Origin of the sequence: Acinetobacter piscicola, from assembly GCF_002233755.1 — a bacterium.
Classification (GTDB): Bacteria; Pseudomonadota; Gammaproteobacteria; order Pseudomonadales; family Moraxellaceae; genus Acinetobacter; species Acinetobacter piscicola.
This window is the reverse complement of record NZ_NIFO01000004.1, coordinates 255,979-274,191: the sequence shown is the minus strand read 5'-3', so window position 1 is coordinate 274,191 and position 18,213 is coordinate 255,979. Positions and strand designations below refer to the sequence as shown.

Here is an 18,213-nt window from a genome sequence, read left to right as displayed (position 1 = left end):
CCTTAATTTTGCAAAAAAAAATATGACATCGCTTCGATTATTTGAGGGACTTTTTGCCAACCCAAATGACGTTGGAGAAACTAACACGCTCATTCTGCTTAATGTCTATATTTTATATTCACGTATTGATGTTATACACTCAATCTATATGTTAGAAATATTAAAAAAAAGAAACACCATATCGAGCCAATGAAGCATTTTAAATGTATATTTCCTACCTAACGTCAATAACTAAAATACCTTTAATTGGGAAAGAATCAATCAAAATCATCATTATTTTAAAAAAATTTAATATCTATTCGCATTGTAGGCATTAAATCAAAAGATATAATGTTTTTAGTTCAAAAATTACGCTAAACCATTATTTTTATGAAGATCTTTATTTTAAAAAAAAGAAATCTAAATTAATTTTTTAAATATCATTATTCAATTTTTCGAATCACTTTTATGCGACCAATAATACATAAAATTGCCAATAGCGTACCTAATATTACGCCCCATAAGTGTGCTTGAATAAGGACAGGGCTACCGATCAATTGAGCTGTTTGAAATGAACCAAAAAAATATTCCCAAATAATTTTTATCAGTATCAATAACAGAATAAGTGTCACAAAATAGCGCTCTTTTTTTTCAATTAAACTCGTTATGGCACAAAATATATATAACCCATGTAGCACTCCAGATAAGCCAGCATAAGCAAAAATATTCGGATAAATGAAATAGAAAATAATACTTAACAAAGGCGGTAATATAACAAGCAAAACTATTAAATATTTCTGCTTAATCTGAGGAAATAAAAAAGGTAAACAAGCTAGCGCTAAAATATTTAATAAATAATGAATCCACCCAACATGTACCCAATGCCCTGTCCACAAGCGCCACGGTTGAGAAAGAACAACATCATATTGATAGATAAAATGTGGCTGAAAAAATTGAAGAATCGCAAAAAAAATTGCGCATCCTAATATTAACAAGCCACTTAGACTGAATTGTTGTTTATCCATTATTCACCATAAAAAAGAAGAGCACTTGCTCTTCTTTTAGTGAAAATTCATTAAAAAAAGTATTATTCACTCTTTCCTGTCGTATCTTCAGCAGGTGCTGCCACTTCCGAACTTTCTGTTGGTGCAGGAAGATCGTTAAATAATTCATCATCACCTGAAGTATTTTGCTCATCCCAGAATGTTGACATTCCATCATCAGCAGCACGAACACCCGTATTTTCAGTCCAATAGCGATCTGCGATACCTTGAATCATATGACCCGCCATACTATCCAATAATTTAAACTCAGGATTGACTGGCTTTTCATCTGTACGAGAAGCTGCATATGCTTTTAATGCAGCCCTTAATTTAGCATCATTACCACTGGCTTGCGCAGCAACAGCGTTCATGGCAAAAGCTAAACGAACACCTTTTTGTTCAGCAATTTGCATAGATTGTTGCAATGTTTCCGTTGGATCAGGTTTGCCATCACCAGCACCGGGTAATAATGTCCAAATCACCGCACGCGTTGCATTTGGTGCACCCCAAAATTTATTATTGTCCAAACATGCCATACCACGTTCAACAATCGCAGCAATATCTTTAGGTACATTCACTGCACCGCCAGAGTTAATATCATTGGTCATCGCTTGTAAACCACTCAGCATACCAATTAAGTAGACTGTTTGATCCAAATCCTTACGCATTGTTGGGCAAGAATCACCTAAGGTATATTTATATTTTGCCTGCCAGCGTTCAGCAAAGAGTTGATAACCCGTATATTGACGTTCTGCTGCAAGTGCAGCCCAACGCTTTTGCTCTACACGTGCATCTTGAGCTTCAGTCACTTTACCGTCTTTTGAAGCACGTAAATATCTTAATTCCGCATCTAAAGCACGGTTTTCTGCGCACATACCTGCTGCCGAATATAAAAGCACAGCCATACGTGTCGGATCTGCCCCCATATCCTTTGTTGCCATAATGGCTGGTGTTAATGCAGTCCCAGAATTACATGCCATATCTGTATCACCGCCCGCAAGGATCGGTGGAACAATATGTGATTCGCTAAATCCGATTGCAATATTTGCACCAGATTTCACCACATACGAACAGCCAGATAAAACAGATGAAGCAACAACAGCGGTCAGCATGAATTGACCAAATTTGTGGACCTTAGACATCTTCCTGTCCTCTATATAATTGTGTTTATGTCCTTTTTAACCAACAATATCAGATGCACTCTTTGAATAAAAGAGCAATTACTCTAATTTTATCGGAACAATGTGCCATAACGACAAAACAATTCAATTGACCTGAGTTTATATTTCTACGAATTTTAGGCAAAAAAAAGTAGCACTGCGACGGTTCTGCACATGCTACTTGTTAAAAGGTAAACTCTTAGGAGAGTTTATTTGTTTTGAGTTTTCTACGCTTGTTATTGCTAGCTTTCTCAATCTGTTCCCTCAGCACAGTTCCTAATCTTCCGATACTAATCGCAAGAAAAATTGCGATGATTAGAAACCAAAACGTATGAATTTCACTCATTTTGAAACCCTCATTCGCTGTTGGTTTTTTTAATTTACAATGAACTTCTAAAATATGACCATGTAATTGTCAGACAATCTGAATATTTGGTATTTTTCATTATTTATCGTCTAACAAAATTTAGAATTTAAAAAAAAATATAAATAAGCATTTGTTTTATAAAAATATAAATTAACAATCATTAGTTTAACTTGTTAGACAATTTTTAAAACTTACATCTTGATTTGAGAGATTTCCACTGATATTCAACAACTTGATCCTGCCAAATGATGAAAGGTTTTAGTTTTTTATCTTCAAAATTGACTGCAATGTAAAAAGTATGATCAATAAAACGCTCAATTTTAACATGCTGAATTTTTTGTGATGATCGATATTGCACTGACCATAATTGATAATCGAGTTGTTCTAATTTATATGCATTATGTCTTTTTCGAAAAAAAGTTAATCCTATACAAGCGATGATAAAACAACCCACAGCACCCCATATACCACTGGTTAAATAGATTAAAATTAACATTATTAATAAACATAAAAGTTGAAAACCCAGTGCAAATCGACTGGGTTTTAAATGATAACAATGATGGACGGCTTGGCTATCCATGAACATATTTTTTTAATTTGGTGATCAAATCACGAAGTTCTGAACGTGGTGGCTCTGAAACTCCCATGAACCAATCGAGTAAATCTGGATCTTCTTGATCAACCAACTCTTTAAATAAAGCTCTTTCAGAAGCTTCTGCTTGTAAGTAGTGCTGCTTTACATAAGGATCAAAATAAACGTCGATTTCTTTTAAGCCACGTCGAGCACGATAGATCACTTTACGCTCTTCTAATGTTATCTCATCAGACACTATTTTCCCCCTCTCTAAATTCATGCTTAGTTTACCTTATTTTTTATTTAAAATTTTCTTGTTTTATATAAATGACCAAATTCATCATTTTTGAATTTGTTTTGAGCATTCATCTCATTGCGACAGTTTGCTGTTTCACATAATTTCTAAGAACTAAAATTCTATTTGGATATTATAAAAATGCAATCTGGTGCAATTCGACCTTTAGCAAACATGCTACCTCGTAAATTATTTAATGCTGAACATGAAGCATTTCGAGAAACTGTACGTAAATTCTATGAAAAAGAAGTTGTACCCAATATTGAAAAATACGAAAAACAACAATATGTTGATCGTGATTTGTGGAATAAAGCTGGGGCATTAGGTCTCTTATGTGCAACCATGCCAGAAGAATATGGTGGTTATGGTGTAGACCGTCTATACAGCATGATTCTGATCGAAGAACAAGCTTATGCAATGGACTCTGCTACGGGTTTTTCATTGCATTCGGATATTGTTGCCAATTATCTCAACAACTTTGCCAATGAAGAGCAAAAGAAAAAATGGCTGCCTAAAATGGCATCTGGTGAAGTTGTCACAGCGATTGCAATGACCGAACCGGGTACAGGTTCAGATTTGCAAGGTGTTCGTACTACAGCAGTTTTAGATGGCGATGAATATATCATCAATGGTTCTAAAATCTTTATTACCAATGGTTATTTATGCGATATGGCCATCGTTGTGTGTAAAACAGGAAGCTCAGAAAAAGGCTCTGCCAATCTATCCTTAATTATTGTAGAAGCTGATCGTGCTGGTTTCAGTAAAGGTAAGCCACTCAATAAAATTGGTATGAAAGGGCAAGACACTTGCGAATTATTCTTTGAAGATGTTCGTGTGCCTAAAGAAAATTTAATCGGTATGGAAGGCATGGGTTTTATCATGCTGATGAAAGAACTCGCTTGGGAACGTATACTGGTTGCGATTATTTGCCAAGCGGGTGCTGAAGCTGCATTTGCTCATACCGTACAATACACCAAAGACCGTAAAGCATTTGGTAAACCCATTGGTGCTTTCCAAAATACACGTTTTAAACTCGCTGAAATGCGTACTGAAATTGATTTCAGTCGCGCGTATTTAGATCGTTGTATGGAATTACAACTTGAAGGCACTCTAGGTATAGAAGCAGCTGCTGCTGCAAAATATAAAATTTCTGAATTATTTTCAAAGGTTGTCGATGAATGTTTACAACTACATGGTGGCTATGGCTACATGCTTGAATATCCTATTGCTCGCGCATATATTGATAATCGTGCAAACCGTATTTATGCAGGAACCAATGAAATTATGAAAGAACTGATTTCACGTTCTTTATAATTTTTAATTTGCTTTTATTATGATCTAGAAAAGGAGGCTATTTACTCCTTTTCTACTGATAAAGCTTTAAAAATATTTTGGACAATATCTAACATTTTTTAGCATGAAAAATAAAAAGGAGCTTTCGCTCCTTTTCAGTTTCTTCTATTAATCAAGAAACAAGTTTAGGTTTTTTTTCTGCTTGAACTTCACGTTTATAAAACTTTAATACGCCATCATCAAATCTAGCATTTTTAAGTTCTTTACGATCTGCTAAATAATTATTGCTCACCTTCCAAGGTGCATGTTTACCTTGTTTTGGCATTACATCAGCTGCACGGGCGATATAGCCAGCACTTAGACTCCCCATAACAGTATCTTCCATTAACTCAGTCGCATCACCTTGAGGGATGACTTCATCAAAACCCTTTTGATCCATGTAATTGACAAGGCGGCAAATATAGTCTGCTGCAATATCTACTTTCAGTGTCCATGACGCATTAATATAGCCCATAATCATCGCCATATTTGGTACATCACTGACCATCACACCTTGATAAAGCATGTGCTGTGAAGTATTCATTGGCCTACCATCTATTGTTGCCTTGATTCCACCTAAGATTTGAATTTCAAGTCCTGTAGCTGACACAATAATGTCTGCCTCTAAATGTTTTCCAGACTTTAATTGAATACCTGTTTCTGTAATTTTTTCAATTTGATCTGTTTCAACACTGGCTTTGCCTGAACGTAAAATCTTAAATAAATCACCATCTGGCACTACGCATAAACGTTGATCCCAAGGATTATAAGTTGGAGTAAAGTGCTTCATATCCACCTTACCTTTCAACTGCATTTCAATTGATTTTAATAAGAATTTACGCAGCAGTTTTGGCTGTTTTTGTGCAAGTGCATAGATTCCACGTTGCATTCCAATATTACGTGCACGAGTCAATTTGTAAGCTACATCTTCAGGTAGAACTTTACGCATTTTGTCGTAAACAAAATCAACAGACGGAATAGATGCAATATAGGTTGGTGAACGCTGCAACATGGTCACATGACCTGCTCCACCTTTTGACATTGCAGGAACCAAAGTAATTGCAGTTGCACCACTACCAATAATAACTACTTTTTTACCTGTGTAATCTAATCGTTCTGGCCAAAATTGAGGATTTACAAACTCGCCTTTGAATGCTTCTTTATTTGGAAAATCTGGTTGATAACCTTGGTCATAATTATAATAACCTGTACAACCGACAACGAAATTAGCCACCCAAGTTTGTAACTTTTGATTTTCGTCTTCAATTTCTACAATCCATTTCTTAATCGAAGAATCATAGTTTGCTGTACGTACACGATGTTTAAAATGAATTTTATCTTTTAATTTATATTCATCAATAACTTCAGCAACATAGCCTTTAATAGAAGCACCATCAGCTAAAACATTGGCTTGTTGCCATGGTTTAAAATTAAAACCAAAAGTCGACATATCTGAATCTGAACGAATGCCTGGGTATTTAAATAAATCCCAAGTACCACCAAAGCTTTCTCGGCGTTCAATAATTTCAAACGAACGTTGCGGCGAATTTTTAGATAGATGAGCAGCAATTCCAATACCAGAAATACCTGCGCCTACAATAAGAATATCAACTTGTCTTTCCATGTTCTTTTTATGACCTATTTAAGAGTACATTTTTATTAAATCATAAATTTGACAATACGCAATGTCAAGTTTGTATTTTTCCGACAAATTTCATATCAGTTGAGGACAAACTTAAATTTTGTCTGACAATTATTGAATTTTAGATATAAAAAAAGGTCGGTAAAATACCGACCTTCTTCGAACAACCGATTGTTCTATGACGTGTAAGTAATTAGTTTACTTCACGATCCACAAGCTCTACATAAGCCATCGGCGCAGCATCACCTGCACGGAAACCAGCTTTAAGAACACGTAGATAACCGCCGTTACGTTCTTTGTAACGAGGGCCAAGAACGGTAAATAATTTACCAACTGTTGCTGCTGAACGAGTACGAGCAAACGCCAAACGACGGTTTGCTACTGTATCGTTTTTAGCTAAAGTGATTAAAGGCTCAGCTACACGACGTAACTCTTTTGCTTTAGGCACAGTTGTTTTAATCAACTCATGCTCAAACAAAGAATTAGCCATGTTTTGGAACATCGCTTTACGATGACTGCTTGTACGGCCTAATTTCACACCACTATTACGATGACGCATGGTGATAGTCCTACTTAATTAACGGCTACGATAGGCGAAACGATCGTCCATACGGAGACTAGCTGGTGGCCAGTTCTCTAAACGCATGCCGAGTTGTAAGCCTTTAGAAGCCAGAACATCTTTGATCTCTGTAAGCGATTTTTTACCAAGGTTAGGTGTTTTAAGTAACTCAACCTCAGTGCGCTGTACTAGATCACCAATGTAGTAAATATTTTCTGCTTTCAAACAGTTAGCAGAACGAACAGTAAGCTCTAGATCATCTACTGGACGAAGCAAAATTGGATCAACTTCTTCACGTGGTTCTTGAGCAACTGGTGCTTGATCTTTCTGAAGATCAACAAAAATTGCAATTTGTTGTTGCAAAATTGTCGCCGCTTTGCGGATAGCTTCTTCAGGATCTACAGTACCATTTGTTTCAAGATCAATGACGAGTTTATCAAGGTCAGTACGTTGTTCTACACGAGCGTTTTCCACTGTGTAAGACACGCGCTTGATTGGGCTATAAGAAGCATCTAACTGTAAACGACCAACAGGACGTGTTTCACCTTCAGGGAAACGAGAGTCAGATGTTTCATAACCACGGCCTTGAGAAACTTTCAGGCGCATTTTCAATGAGCCAGAAGCACTTAAAGTACCAATCAAATGTTCAGGGTTAACCACTTCAACATTATGAGGTAAACGAAGATCAGCAGCAGTTACGTCGCCAGGTCCTTGTTTCTCTAATGTTAAATATGCTTCGTTTTGATCGAACAGCTTAATAGACAATCCTTTTAGGTTCAGCAAGAGCTCGACGATGTCCTGCTGCAAGCCTTCTAAAGTACTGTACTCGTGCTCGACACCTTCTATCTCAACTTCTACCACGGCAGCGCCAGGTAGAGAAGATAATAGGATGCGACGTAAAGCATTACCAAGAGTATGGCCAAAACCACGCTCTAACGGTTCAAGAATCACTTTTGCCGAGGTCCCGCTTGCCGCTTCGACCTTGATCGCTTGCGGAGTTAGAAACTCGTTTGCAGTACGCGTCATTATTGCTACCTCAAGGATTATTTAGAATACAATTCTACAATCAAGCTTTCGTTGATTTCAGCAGGTAAATCAGAACGATCTGGTGCAGCTTTAAATGTACCTTCAAGTTTTGAATGATCTACTTCAATCCAAGAAGCGGTACCACGTTGAGCAGCCAATTCAATTGCGTTTTTAATACGTAATTGTTGTTTAGCGCCTTCGTGAACTGCGATCACGTCACCCGCTTTAACTTGGATTGACGCGATGTTAACGCGACGACCATTTAAAGTGATTGAACGGTGAGATACTAGCTGACGAGCTTCTGCACGTGTAGAACCAAAACCCATGCGATAAACAACGTTATCGAGGCGGCTTTCAAGCAATTTCAACAAGTTTTCACCTGTTGCGCCTTTAACACGAGCAGCTTCTTTATAGTAGTTACTAAATTGACGCTCTAAAACACCGTACATACGACGTACTTTTTGTTTTTCACGTAATTGTAGTGAGTACTCAGATTGTTTACCACCACGAGCTCCGCCATGCTGGCCAGGAGCTTTAGCAGCTTTTTTAGTTTTGACGTCAAATGGTTTAACGCCAGATTTTAATTGCAGGTCTGTCCCTTCGCGGCGAGAGAGTTTGCATTTTGGACCAATATAACGAGCCATGAATGTTTCTCCTTACACGCGACGTTTTTTAGGTGGACGGCAACCGTTGTGCGGGATTGGCGTCACATCGGTAATGCTGTTAATTTTATAACCCACTGCACCTAAAGCACGAACCGCAGATTCACGACCAGGACCAGGACCTTTTACAAGGACGTCCAAGTTTTTCAAACCGTAGTCTAAAGCAGCTTTACCAGCAACTTCAGCAGCTACCTGAGCAGCAAACGGAGTTGATTTACGTGATCCACGGAAGCCTTGTCCACCAGAGGTAGCCCAAGCCAGTGCATTACCTTGACGATCGGTAATAGTCACAATGGTGTTATTAAAAGAAGCGTGAATGTGTGCAACACCTTCAGAGACGGTACGAGTGACCTTCTTGCGTGTGCGAGTATCTTTAGCCATCTTTTAGCTTCCAGAAATCTTATTTCTTAATAGGTTTGCGCGGACCTTTACGGGTACGTGCGTTAGTTTTGGTGCGTTGTCCGCGAACAGGCAAGCTGCGACGATGACGAAGACCGCGGTAGCAGCCTAAATCCATTAAACGTTTAATGTTCATGGAAATTTCGCGACGTAAATCACCTTCGGTCGGAACCTTAGCAACTTCTGCACGAATCGCATCAAGCTGAGCATCATCTAATTCACGAATTTTAGTAGTAGCAGCAATGCCTACAGCAGCTAAAATATTTTTAGCAGTGTGACGGCCAATACCGAAAATATACGTGAGAGAGATAACAGCATGCTTGTTATCCGGAATGTTTACACCGGCAATACGAGCCATTCAAATTTCTCCAAAAAGGCGGTAGAGATAATCAACCGCCCCACAAAAATCTTGAGGGGCGGATAATAACCTAATTAGCCTACTGAAATCAACAGGTCTTAATTAAATTAACCTTGACGCTGCTTATGACGAGGTTCTGCGCTGCAAATTACGCGAATAACCCCATTACGACGGATAACTTTACAGCTACCACAAATTTTTTTTACAGAAGCTTGTACTTTCATGATGAAACCTTCTAAGTGCGCTTATCCCTTAGGATGAGCAGTCGTTTTTCTCATTAACGATTGATTATCATACTGATGCGATGTTAAGTGGGCTTGAAGCTGTGCCATAAAGTCCATAACAACTACAACAACAATAAGTAATGAGGTACCGCCCAAATGGAACGGAATACCAAAAGAACTTTGTAAAATCATCGGCATTAAGCAGATAACAGTGATGTAGATTGCACCAATAAATGTCAAACGATTAAGAATATGATCTAAGTAACGAGCAGTTTGCTCACCTGGGCGAATACCAGGTACGTAAGCTCCGCTGCGTTTCAAGTTTTCAGAAACTTCTTTCGGACTGAAAACCAGTGCCGTATAGAAGTAACAGAAAAAGATAATTAACGCACCGAAGAGCACCAAATACAAAGGTTGTCCAGGCGATAATACTAATGCCAAATCTTGTAGCGAACGCTTCACGAATCCTGCATTCGGATCAGCACTACCTAACCATTGACCTAAACTTGCAGGGAACAACAATAACGAACTAGCGAAAATTGCTGGAATTACCCCTGCCATGTTAATTTTCAATGGCAAATGTGTCTGCTGTGCAGTAAATACGCGACGCCCTTGCTGCTTTTGAGCATAGTTAACAGGTATACGACGTTGAGCTTTTTCAATAAACACAATTGCTGCTAATACAGCAATTGATAGTAATCCAAATATCGCCAAACCAATTAAGCTTGATTGACCATTATCTACAGATGTAAATGCTTGGATCACTAAGTTTGGTAAACCAGCAACAATACCTGCAAAGATAATCATTGAGATACCATTACCAACACCACGTTCAGTAATTTGCTCACCTAACCACATCAAGAACATAGTACCTGCAACTAACGAAGTTAGTGCTGGAACGTAAAAAGCTAGCCCTGACGTCAAAGTAATCCCTTGACTGATCAGACCAGCACACATTCCAATACCTTGGACTAATGCAAGTAAAAGGGTGCCGTAGCGCGTATATTGATTAATCTTGCGCTTACCCTGCTCGCCTTCCTTTTTTAATGCCTCTAACGAAGGAACCACCGTAGACATTAACTGCACAATAATAGATGCAGAAATATACGGCATAATTCCTAACGCAAGAATAGACATTCGCTCTAATGCCCCGCCTGAGAACATATTAAACAAACCTAAAAAAGTACCTTCATTAGCTTTGAAAAAACGTTCTAGGGCGACGTTATCAATACCTGGCAGCGGAATATGCGCTCCTAGTCGAAAGACAACTAACGCACCAATTAAAAACATTAATCGGTGAATAATTTCACGATATTTCACATGAAATGGTTGACCTTTCATCATGTTCACATGACCTGAAGAACTAGGAGACATAGTCACTCGCGATTACTCCTCGACTTTACCGCCAGCAGCTTCAACAGCTGCTTTAGCGCCTTTAGTCAATGCAACACCTTGAACAGTGAATGCACGAGTGATTTCACCAGAAAGAACGATACGAGCACGCACCATATCTTTACGTACGACATTCGCAGCTTTCAAAGTTTCAAGTGAAACAATATCACCTTCAACTTTAGTAAGTTCAGACAAACGTACTTCGGCAGTTTTCAAAGCCAATTGGCTAGTAAAACCGAATTTAGGTAAACGACGATATAACGCAGTTTGACCACCTTCAAAACCTGGACGAACGCCACCACTTTTACGTGATTTTTGACCTTTGACACCACGGCCACCAGTCTTACCAACGCCAGAACCGATACCACGGCCCAAACGACGGCTGTCACGTTTTGCACCTTCAGCAGGTGCAAGCTCATTTAAACGCAGAGTCATGGCTTATTCCTCTACACTAACCATATAGTAGACTTTGTTGATCATACCACGGTTAGAAGGTGTATCCACTACTTCTACTGTATGACCAATACGACGCAGACCTAAACCTTGTAGGCAAAGTTTGTGATTTTTCAAACGATGCGCAGAAGATTTAGTCTGGGTAACTTTAATCGTTTTCATGATTGATTACCCTAAAATTTGTTCTACTGAAAGACCACGTTTCGCAGCAACTTTCTCAGGAGAAGTCATATCACGCAAACCGTTAAAAGTTGCGTTAACTACGTTAGCAGCGTTAGTAGAACCATAACATTTAGTCAATACGTTACGTACACCTACAGCTTCTAACACTGCACGCATAGCACCACCAGCAATTACACCAGTACCTTCAGAAGCAGGTTGCATGTAAACGCGGCTTGCACCGTGACGAGCATTGATAGGATGCTGAACAGTACCGTCAACAAGATCAACAGTAATCATGTTGCGACGTGCAGCTTCAAGTGCTTTAGAAATAGCAGCTGGAACTTCACGTGCTTTACCACGACCAAAACCTACACGACCATTACCATCACCAACCACAGTCAATGCTGTGAAAGAGAAGATACGACCACCCTTAACAACTTTGGCTACACGATCAACGGCAACCAGCTTTTCAACAAGACCTTCGTTTTGTTCAACTTTAGCCATGATTAGAACTCCAAGCCGTTTTCACGAGCAGCATCAGCCAAGGCTTTGATACGACCATGATATTTAAAACCAGAACGGTCAAATGCAACTTTAGTAACACCAGCTGCTTTAGCACGCTCTGCGATTAAAGCACCTACTTTAGTAGCCGCATCAACGTTACCAGTAGTACCGCTACGCAAAGATGCATCCAAAGTAGAAGCTTGCGCTAATACTTTGCCACCATCTGCTGAAATAACTTGTGCATAGATGTGACGCGGAGTGCGGTTTACACACAAACGAGTCGCACCCAATGCACGAATGTGCAAGCGTGTGCTTTTCGCACGACGCAAACGGGATTGTTTCTTTTCGTTCATAAGAACCTCGCGCCTTATTTCTTCTTAGCTTCTTTACGAAGCACAACTTCATCCGAATAACGAACACCTTTACCTTTATATGGTTCTGGAGCACGGTATGCACGGATTTCTGCAGCCACTTGACCCAACAACTGCTTATTCGCTGATTTCAAAATGATTTCAGTAGCAGTAGGAGTTTCTGCAGTTACGCCTTCTGGAAGAGAGTAATCGATTGGGTGAGAGTAACCAAGGTTAAGGTTCACAATAGTACCTTTAACCGCAGCTTTATAACCAACACCGATCAGTTGTAACTTACGTTCGAAGCCTTCGTTAACACCTTTAACAAGGTTATTAAGAACAGCGCGAGCAGTACCAGCTTGCATCCAAGAATCGCGAGATTCTTTAACTGGAGCAATATGAAGTTGACCTTCTTCCTGTTTAAGCTCGACCAGCGCATGCAGGGTAAAAGACAAAGTACCTTTATTGCCTTTCACTTCGACCTGCCGGCCGTTCTGAGTAACTGTTACACCATTAGGTACAGTTACTGGGGCTTTAGCCACACGAGACATGAGGAATCACCTATTAAGAAACAAAAGCAATAACTTCACCACCGATGCCCGCAGCACGTGCAGCGCGATCAGTCATGATGCCTTTGCTTGTAGAAACAATTGCAATACCTAAACCTTGCTTAACGCTTGGTAAGCTATCTTTACCGCGATACTGGCGTAGACCTGGACGGCTTACACGCTTCACAGTTTCGATAACTGGTTTGCCTTCAAAATATTTTAAAGTAATTGTCAAAGTAGCTTTGCCTTCAAGATCAGCAACATCTACATTTGAAATGTAACCTTCTTGTTGAAGTACGTTTGCAATTGCAACTTTCAACTTAGAATTAGGCATAGAAACAGATTGTTTCTTTGCCATTTGTGCGTTACGAACACGAGTTAACATGTCGGCAACGGTATCTTGCATACTCATTTATAGTCGCTCCTTACCAGCTTGCCTTAACAACGCCCGGTACATCACCCTGCATTACTGTATCGCGTAATTTGTTACGGCTTAAGCCGAACTTACGGAAGTAACCATGAGGACGACCAGTTAAACCACAACGGTTACGAAGACGTACTGGAGACGCATTACGTGGTAATGCTTGTAACTTCATCATCGCTTCGAAACGTTCTTCATCAGATGCATTTACGTTTGCAATCGTTGCTTTTAATTCAGCACGTTTTGCAGCATATTTTGCAACTGTAGCTTCGCGTTTCAATTCGCGATTAATCATACCTTTCTTAGCCATATCGACCTCTTATTTGAACGGGAAGCCAAATGCACGAATTAGTGCACGGCCTTCGTCATCGGTGCGAGCGGTTGTGGTGATAGTAATATCCATACCACGAATACGATCGATCTTATCAAAATCGATTTCAGGGAACATAATTTGTTCCTTGAGACCCATTGAGTAGTTACCACGACCATCGAATGATTTCGCAGAAAAACCGCGGAAGTCACGAATACGAGGGATCGCAATAGAGATCAAACGGTCTAAGAATTCGTACATTTGTTCGCCGCGTAAAGTTACTTTACAACCAATCGGCCAACCATCACGGATTTTAAAACCAGCAATTGATTTACGAGCTAATGTAAGCACTGGTTTTTGACCAGCAATAGCTTGCATATCAGCCAAAGCGCCATCTAACAATTTCTTGTCAGCTGAAGCTGCACCAACACCCATGTTGATGGTGATTTTAGTGATGCGAGGAATTTCCATCACATTACCCAAACCAAGTTCTTCTTTCAACTTAGCTCGGATTTCGTCGTTATAACGTGTTTTAAGTCTGGCCATAGCCTATTTCAACCTATTACTTCGCTACCGCCACTGATTCACCATTTGACTTATAAACGCGAGTTTTCACGCCTTCAGCCACTTGGTAACCAACACGGTCAGCCTTTTGGGTCGTAGCATTAAAAATCGCCACGTTTGAAATATGAAGCGAAGCTTCTTGTGTAACAATAGCGCCTTCAGCACCTGTTGCACGGTTCGGCTTTTGATGCTTCTTAACTAAGTTAAGGCCTTCAACCTTAACTTGGTCATTTGAAACAGACAAAACAGTACCCTGTTTGCCTTTTTCTTTACCTGCGATCACAATTACTTGATCGCCTTTTCTAATCTTAGCCATGATTGCCTCTATTATAGAACTTCAGGAGCCAATGAAATGATTTTCATGAACTGTTCAGTACGAAGTTCACGAGTCACTGGTCCGAAAATACGAGTGGCAATCGGAGCCTTGTTGTTGTTCAAGATAACTGCAGCATTATCATCAAAACGGATCACAGAACCGTCTGGACGACGAATACCGAATTTGGTACGAACTACAACTGCATTCATCACGTCACCTTTTTTAACACGGCCACGTGGAATTGCTTCTTTAACAGTAACTTTAATAATGTCGCCAACAGAAGCATAACGACGATGTGAACCACCTAGTACTTTAATACATTGTACGCGGCGAGCACCACTGTTGTCTGCTACGTCTAGCATACTTTCGGTCTGAATCATTGCCCTACTCCAAAACCGAGCATCACCGGTCGCAATTTCGAAAGGCTCAAAGAGTACTCGAAATTGACCGATGATGCAACAAGAACGTCTAATTACTCAGCAGCAGCTTCAATAACTTCCACTAAAGTCCAAGCTTTAGTTTTTGAAATTGGGCGGCTTTCTTTAATGGTCACAACATCGCCAGTTTTAGCTGTGTTGTTCTCATCATGAGCGTGTAATTTTGTTGAACGGCGGATTGATTTGCCATACAACGGGTGTTGAACGCGGCGTTCGATAAGCACAACAATAGACTTGTCCATTTTGTCGCTTACGACTTTACCTGTTAACGTGCGAACTGTTTGCTCACTCATTGTCCGTTCCCCTGTTTTTCGGTAAGGAGTGTCTTGATGCGAGCAATCGTCTTACGAGTAAGCGCAACTTCATGCGATTTACCCAATTGACCAGTTGCTTTCGCCATACGAAGACGGAATTGGTTAAGCTGTTGCTCATCAAGCAAAGCTGCCAACTCTTCTACCGATTTTTCACGTAGATCTTTAGTATTCATTACATCACCGTCTTAGTAACGATAGTGGTTTTAAATGGAAGCTTAGCAGCTGCAAGCGTAAACGCTTCGCGTGCCAATTCTTCACTAACACCATCCATTTCGTACAAGATCTTACCTGGTTTGATTTGACAAACCCAGTATTCCACAGAACCTTTACCTTTACCCATACGAACTTCTAATGGCTTTTCAGTAATTGGTTTGTCTGGGAAAACACGGATAAAGATCTTACCACCACGCTTAACACGACGGCTAATTGTACGACGTGCAGCTTCAATCTGACGAGCTGTCATTTGACCACGCTCAATCGATTTAAGTGCAATTGTACCGAAAGATACAGTGCTACCGCGATGTGCTAAACCAGTATTACGGCCTTTTTGCACTTTACGGAATTTAGTACGCTTAGGTTGTAACATGATTACTCTCCCTTAGCAGCGCGATCATCACGATCACGGCCACGGCCTTCACCACGACCACGACGTTCCTGACCTTCACCACGGCCACGACCACGTTTAGCTGGACGTTCTTCAGCAGGAGCAGGGTTCATGACTTGTTTCATGCCACCTAAGATCTCGCCACGGAAAATCCAAACTTTAACACCGATCGTACCGTAAGTAGTTTCAGCACGCATAGTTGCATAGTCGATATCAGCACGAAGTGTATGTAAAGGTACACGACCTTCACGATACCATTCAGTACGTGCAATCTCTGCACCACCTAAACGACCAGATACTTCAACTTTGATACCTTTCGCACCAGCACGCATTGTGTTTTGTACCGCACGCTTCATAGCACGACGGAACATTACACGCTTTTCTAATTGAGAAGCAATTGCTTCAGCAACTAAACGAGCATCTAAATCTGGGCGATCGATTTCGTTAATACTTACTTGCGCTGGAACACCCATAATTTGAGTAAGTTCACGCTGTAATTTTTCAATATCTTCGCCTTTTTTACCGATAACGATACCTGGACGAGCAGTGCTAATTGTTACTTTAGCAGCACCTGTAGGACGTTCGATAAGAATTTTGCTGATCATCGCGCTTTTAAGTTTTTTAGTTAAAAACTCACGAACTTGAAGATCTTTAAGCAAATATTCAGCGTATTGTTTCGGACTCGCATACCAGTTGGCGTTATGACGTTTTACAACACCAAGGCGGATACCGATTGGATGAACCTTCTGACCCATATCAAACCCCTACCTTAACGGTAATGTGACAAGTACGCTTAGTAATACGATCTGCACGGCCTTTAGCACGTGGCATAATACGTTTAAGGCTAGTGCCTTCATCAACGTAAATCGTAGTAACTTTAAGGTCGTCTACATCTAAACTGTTATTATGTTCAGCGTTTGCAATTGCAGATTCCAAAGCTTTTTTAACTAAAACTGCAGCTTTTTTGTTGCTGAAGTTCAAGATATTAAGCGCGTGAGCAATAGATTTGCCACGGATTAGATCTGCAACCAAACGAGTTTTTTGTGCCGAGATAGCGGCACCGCGTAATTTAGCAGTAACTTCCATCATAGCACCTTAACGTTTAGACTTCTTGTCAACACCGTGACCACGATAGGTACGAGTTGGCGCGAATTCACCGAGTTTGTGACCAACCATATGTTCAGATACGATCACTGGAACATGGTTACGGCCATTGTGTACAGAAATTGTTAAACCAACAAAATCCGGGAGGATCATCGAACGACGCGACCAAGTTTTGATCGGCTTACGGTTATTAGCCGCGATAGCCGCTTCAACCTTAGCGAACAAGTGCGCATCGACGAATGGGCCTTTTTTCAGAGAACGAGGCATTGTCAGATTCCTTTACTTGTTACTTAACGCGACGGTCGCGAATGATCATCTTAGTCGTACGCTTGTTGGTACGAGTCTTGTACCCTTTAGCTTTTTGACCCCATGGGCTTACAGGTTGAATACCTTTGTTACGCCCTTCACCACCACCATGTGGATGGTCTACTGGGTTCATCGCCATACCACGAACGGTAGGACGAACGCCACGCCAGCGAGCTGCACCTGCTTTACCAAGTGAACGAAGGTTGCTTTCTGAGTTAGATACTTCACCTAACACAGCACGGCATTCAACGTGTACTTTACGCATTTCACCAGAACGTAAACGAACGATAGCGTAAGAACCGTCACGACCTAACAACTGAGCAGAAGTACCAGCAGAACGCACTAATTGTGCACCCTTACCGATTTTAAGCTCGATGTTATGTAGTGTAGAACCGATTGGCATATTACGAAGTGGCAAGCAGTTACCTGGACGAATTGGAGCATCGTTACCAGATTGTACTTTATCACCAGCACGTAAACCTTTAGGAGCAATAATATAACGGCGCTCACCATCAGCATAAAGAACTAATGCGATATGTGATGTACGGTTAGGATCGTATTCAATACGCTCTACAACCGCTGGGATGCCATCTTTATTACGTTTAAAGTCAACGATACGGTAGTTTTGTTTATGACCACCACCAACGTGACGAGTTGTAATGTGACCGTTATTATTACGACCACCAGTACGTTTTTTTGCTTCAACCAACGGCGAATAAGGCGCACCTTTGTGAAGATGGTCGTGAACGACTTTCTCTACAAAGCGACGTCCTGGAGACGTTGGCTTACATTTTTGAATTGGCATAAT

29 protein-coding genes and 1 pseudogene are annotated in these 18,213 nt (G+C 40.3%); 1 reads left to right on the top strand and 29 read right to left on the bottom strand.

What is annotated here, in order from left to right; genetic code table 11:
- Positions 1-422: 422 nt before the first annotated feature.
- From rrtA to CDA10_RS09725, 4 genes are all read right to left on the bottom strand, one after another.
- Positions 423-1,004 (bottom strand): rhombosortase, encoded by a 582-nt coding sequence (rrtA, locus tag CDA10_RS09740; protein WP_089605413.1) that lies wholly within the window; start codon positions 1,002-1,004, stop codon positions 423-425.
- A 62-nt stretch (positions 1,005-1,066) separates the two neighbouring features.
- Entirely contained in the window at positions 1,067-2,164 is a 1,098-nt protein-coding gene (locus CDA10_RS09735) for a hypothetical protein (RefSeq protein WP_089605412.1), read from the bottom strand.
- A gap of 569 nt (positions 2,165-2,733) precedes the next feature.
- Positions 2,734-3,129, bottom strand: a complete 396-nt coding sequence (locus CDA10_RS09730; protein ID WP_089605411.1) for a protein YgfX — start codon at positions 3,127-3,129, stop codon at positions 2,734-2,736.
- Complete coding sequence (locus CDA10_RS09725) at positions 3,122-3,379, bottom strand: FAD assembly factor SdhE (RefSeq protein ID WP_089605410.1); 258 nt, start codon at positions 3,377-3,379, stop codon at positions 3,122-3,124. The genes CDA10_RS09730 and CDA10_RS09725 overlap by 8 nt, the downstream gene beginning before the upstream one ends.
- Positions 3,380-3,559: 180 nt before the next feature.
- Between CDA10_RS09725 and CDA10_RS09720 the strand changes: the two genes are divergently transcribed.
- The gene (locus CDA10_RS09720) at positions 3,560-4,732 is read left to right on the top strand and encodes an acyl-CoA dehydrogenase family protein (protein WP_089605409.1); all 1,173 of its coding nucleotides are present in this window, start codon (positions 3,560-3,562) and stop codon (positions 4,730-4,732) included.
- Positions 4,733-4,883: 151 nt separating this feature from the next.
- Here the strand turns inward: CDA10_RS09720 and CDA10_RS09715 are convergent, their stop codons facing one another.
- The 25 genes and pseudogenes from CDA10_RS09715 to rplB form a co-directional block, all read right to left on the bottom strand.
- The gene (locus tag CDA10_RS09715) at positions 4,884-6,374 is read right to left on the bottom strand and encodes a flavin-containing monooxygenase (RefSeq protein WP_089605408.1); all 1,491 of its coding nucleotides are present in this window, start codon (positions 6,372-6,374) and stop codon (positions 4,884-4,886) included.
- A 211-nt stretch (positions 6,375-6,585) separates the two neighbouring features.
- Positions 6,586-6,951, bottom strand: a complete 366-nt coding sequence (gene rplQ, locus CDA10_RS09710; RefSeq protein WP_004281488.1) for a 50S ribosomal protein L17 — start codon at positions 6,949-6,951, stop codon at positions 6,586-6,588.
- A gap of 18 nt (positions 6,952-6,969) precedes the next feature.
- Positions 6,970-7,977, bottom strand: a complete 1,008-nt coding sequence (locus tag CDA10_RS09705) for a DNA-directed RNA polymerase subunit alpha (protein WP_004816876.1) — start codon at positions 7,975-7,977, stop codon at positions 6,970-6,972.
- Positions 7,978-7,994: 17 nt separating this feature from the next.
- Positions 7,995-8,621: a 30S ribosomal protein S4 gene (rpsD, locus tag CDA10_RS09700; RefSeq protein WP_010112125.1), complete on the bottom strand. Its 627-nt coding sequence runs from the start codon at positions 8,619-8,621 to the stop codon at positions 7,995-7,997.
- Between the two features lie 12 nt (positions 8,622-8,633).
- Complete coding sequence (gene rpsK / locus CDA10_RS09695) at positions 8,634-9,020, bottom strand: 30S ribosomal protein S11 (protein ID WP_001040166.1); 387 nt, start codon at positions 9,018-9,020, stop codon at positions 8,634-8,636.
- A gap of 19 nt (positions 9,021-9,039) precedes the next feature.
- Entirely contained in the window at positions 9,040-9,396 is a 357-nt protein-coding gene (rpsM, locus tag CDA10_RS09690) for a 30S ribosomal protein S13 (RefSeq protein WP_089605407.1), read from the bottom strand.
- A 107-nt stretch (positions 9,397-9,503) separates the two neighbouring features.
- Entirely contained in the window at positions 9,504-9,620 is a 117-nt protein-coding gene (rpmJ, locus tag CDA10_RS09685; protein ID WP_000867907.1) for a 50S ribosomal protein L36, read from the bottom strand.
- Between the two features lie 21 nt (positions 9,621-9,641).
- The gene (gene secY / locus CDA10_RS09680) at positions 9,642-10,961 is read right to left on the bottom strand and encodes a preprotein translocase subunit SecY (protein WP_171333977.1); all 1,320 of its coding nucleotides are present in this window, start codon (positions 10,959-10,961) and stop codon (positions 9,642-9,644) included.
- 45 nt (positions 10,962-11,006) lie between these two features.
- Positions 11,007-11,447, bottom strand: coding sequence for a 50S ribosomal protein L15 (rplO, locus tag CDA10_RS09675; protein WP_089605405.1), 441 nt, complete (start codon positions 11,445-11,447; stop codon positions 11,007-11,009).
- Between the two features lie 3 nt (positions 11,448-11,450).
- A complete protein-coding gene (gene rpmD, locus CDA10_RS09670; protein ID WP_089605404.1) occupies positions 11,451-11,627 on the bottom strand; it encodes a 50S ribosomal protein L30 in 177 nt (58 codons plus the stop codon).
- Positions 11,628-11,633: 6 nt separating this feature from the next.
- Positions 11,634-12,131, bottom strand: coding sequence for a 30S ribosomal protein S5 (gene rpsE, locus CDA10_RS09665; RefSeq protein WP_010111943.1), 498 nt, complete (start codon positions 12,129-12,131; stop codon positions 11,634-11,636).
- A gap of 2 nt (positions 12,132-12,133) precedes the next feature.
- Positions 12,134-12,484 (bottom strand): 50S ribosomal protein L18, encoded by a 351-nt coding sequence (gene rplR / locus CDA10_RS09660; RefSeq protein WP_002049741.1) that lies wholly within the window; start codon positions 12,482-12,484, stop codon positions 12,134-12,136.
- A gap of 14 nt (positions 12,485-12,498) precedes the next feature.
- On the bottom strand, positions 12,499-13,032 hold the full coding sequence (gene rplF / locus CDA10_RS09655) for a 50S ribosomal protein L6 (RefSeq protein WP_089605403.1): 534 nt from the start codon (positions 13,030-13,032) through the stop codon (positions 12,499-12,501).
- Between the two features lie 13 nt (positions 13,033-13,045).
- A complete protein-coding gene (rpsH, locus tag CDA10_RS09650; RefSeq protein ID WP_089605402.1) occupies positions 13,046-13,441 on the bottom strand; it encodes a 30S ribosomal protein S8 in 396 nt (131 codons plus the stop codon).
- A 13-nt stretch (positions 13,442-13,454) separates the two neighbouring features.
- A complete protein-coding gene (gene rpsN / locus CDA10_RS09645; RefSeq protein ID WP_004825185.1) occupies positions 13,455-13,760 on the bottom strand; it encodes a 30S ribosomal protein S14 in 306 nt (101 codons plus the stop codon).
- A 9-nt stretch (positions 13,761-13,769) separates the two neighbouring features.
- Positions 13,770-14,306, bottom strand: coding sequence for a 50S ribosomal protein L5 (gene rplE / locus CDA10_RS09640; RefSeq protein WP_004725705.1), 537 nt, complete (start codon positions 14,304-14,306; stop codon positions 13,770-13,772).
- Positions 14,307-14,322: 16 nt separating this feature from the next.
- Positions 14,323-14,640: a 50S ribosomal protein L24 gene (gene rplX / locus CDA10_RS09635; RefSeq protein WP_089605401.1), complete on the bottom strand. Its 318-nt coding sequence runs from the start codon at positions 14,638-14,640 to the stop codon at positions 14,323-14,325.
- Between the two features lie 11 nt (positions 14,641-14,651).
- On the bottom strand, positions 14,652-15,020 hold the full coding sequence (rplN, locus tag CDA10_RS09630; RefSeq protein ID WP_004725701.1) for a 50S ribosomal protein L14: 369 nt from the start codon (positions 15,018-15,020) through the stop codon (positions 14,652-14,654).
- 92 nt (positions 15,021-15,112) lie between these two features.
- Positions 15,113-15,370: a 30S ribosomal protein S17 gene (gene rpsQ, locus CDA10_RS09625; protein WP_004725698.1), complete on the bottom strand. Its 258-nt coding sequence runs from the start codon at positions 15,368-15,370 to the stop codon at positions 15,113-15,115.
- Positions 15,367-15,564 carry a 50S ribosomal protein L29 gene (gene rpmC, locus CDA10_RS09620; protein WP_089605400.1) on the bottom strand — a complete coding sequence of 66 codons (198 nt, stop codon included), beginning with the start codon at positions 15,562-15,564 and terminating at the stop codon, positions 15,367-15,369. Before rpmC ends, rpsQ begins: the two co-directional genes overlap by 4 nt.
- Positions 15,564-15,977 (bottom strand): 50S ribosomal protein L16, encoded by a 414-nt coding sequence (gene rplP / locus CDA10_RS09615; RefSeq protein WP_004825189.1) that lies wholly within the window; start codon positions 15,975-15,977, stop codon positions 15,564-15,566. The genes rpmC and rplP overlap by 1 nt, the downstream gene beginning before the upstream one ends.
- Positions 15,917-16,750 (bottom strand): annotated as a pseudogene (gene rpsC / locus CDA10_RS09610) (30S ribosomal protein S3). Before rpsC ends, rplP begins: the two are co-directional and overlap by 61 nt.
- 1 nt (position 16,751) lies before the next feature.
- Complete coding sequence (gene rplV, locus CDA10_RS09605) at positions 16,752-17,081, bottom strand: 50S ribosomal protein L22 (protein WP_089605398.1); 330 nt, start codon at positions 17,079-17,081, stop codon at positions 16,752-16,754.
- A gap of 9 nt (positions 17,082-17,090) precedes the next feature.
- Positions 17,091-17,366, bottom strand: coding sequence for a 30S ribosomal protein S19 (gene rpsS, locus CDA10_RS09600; RefSeq protein ID WP_004281508.1), 276 nt, complete (start codon positions 17,364-17,366; stop codon positions 17,091-17,093).
- 19 nt (positions 17,367-17,385) lie between these two features.
- Positions 17,386-18,210 carry a 50S ribosomal protein L2 gene (gene rplB / locus CDA10_RS09595; protein WP_089605397.1) on the bottom strand — a complete coding sequence of 275 codons (825 nt, stop codon included), beginning with the start codon at positions 18,208-18,210 and terminating at the stop codon, positions 17,386-17,388.
- Positions 18,211-18,213 lie beyond the last annotated feature (3 nt).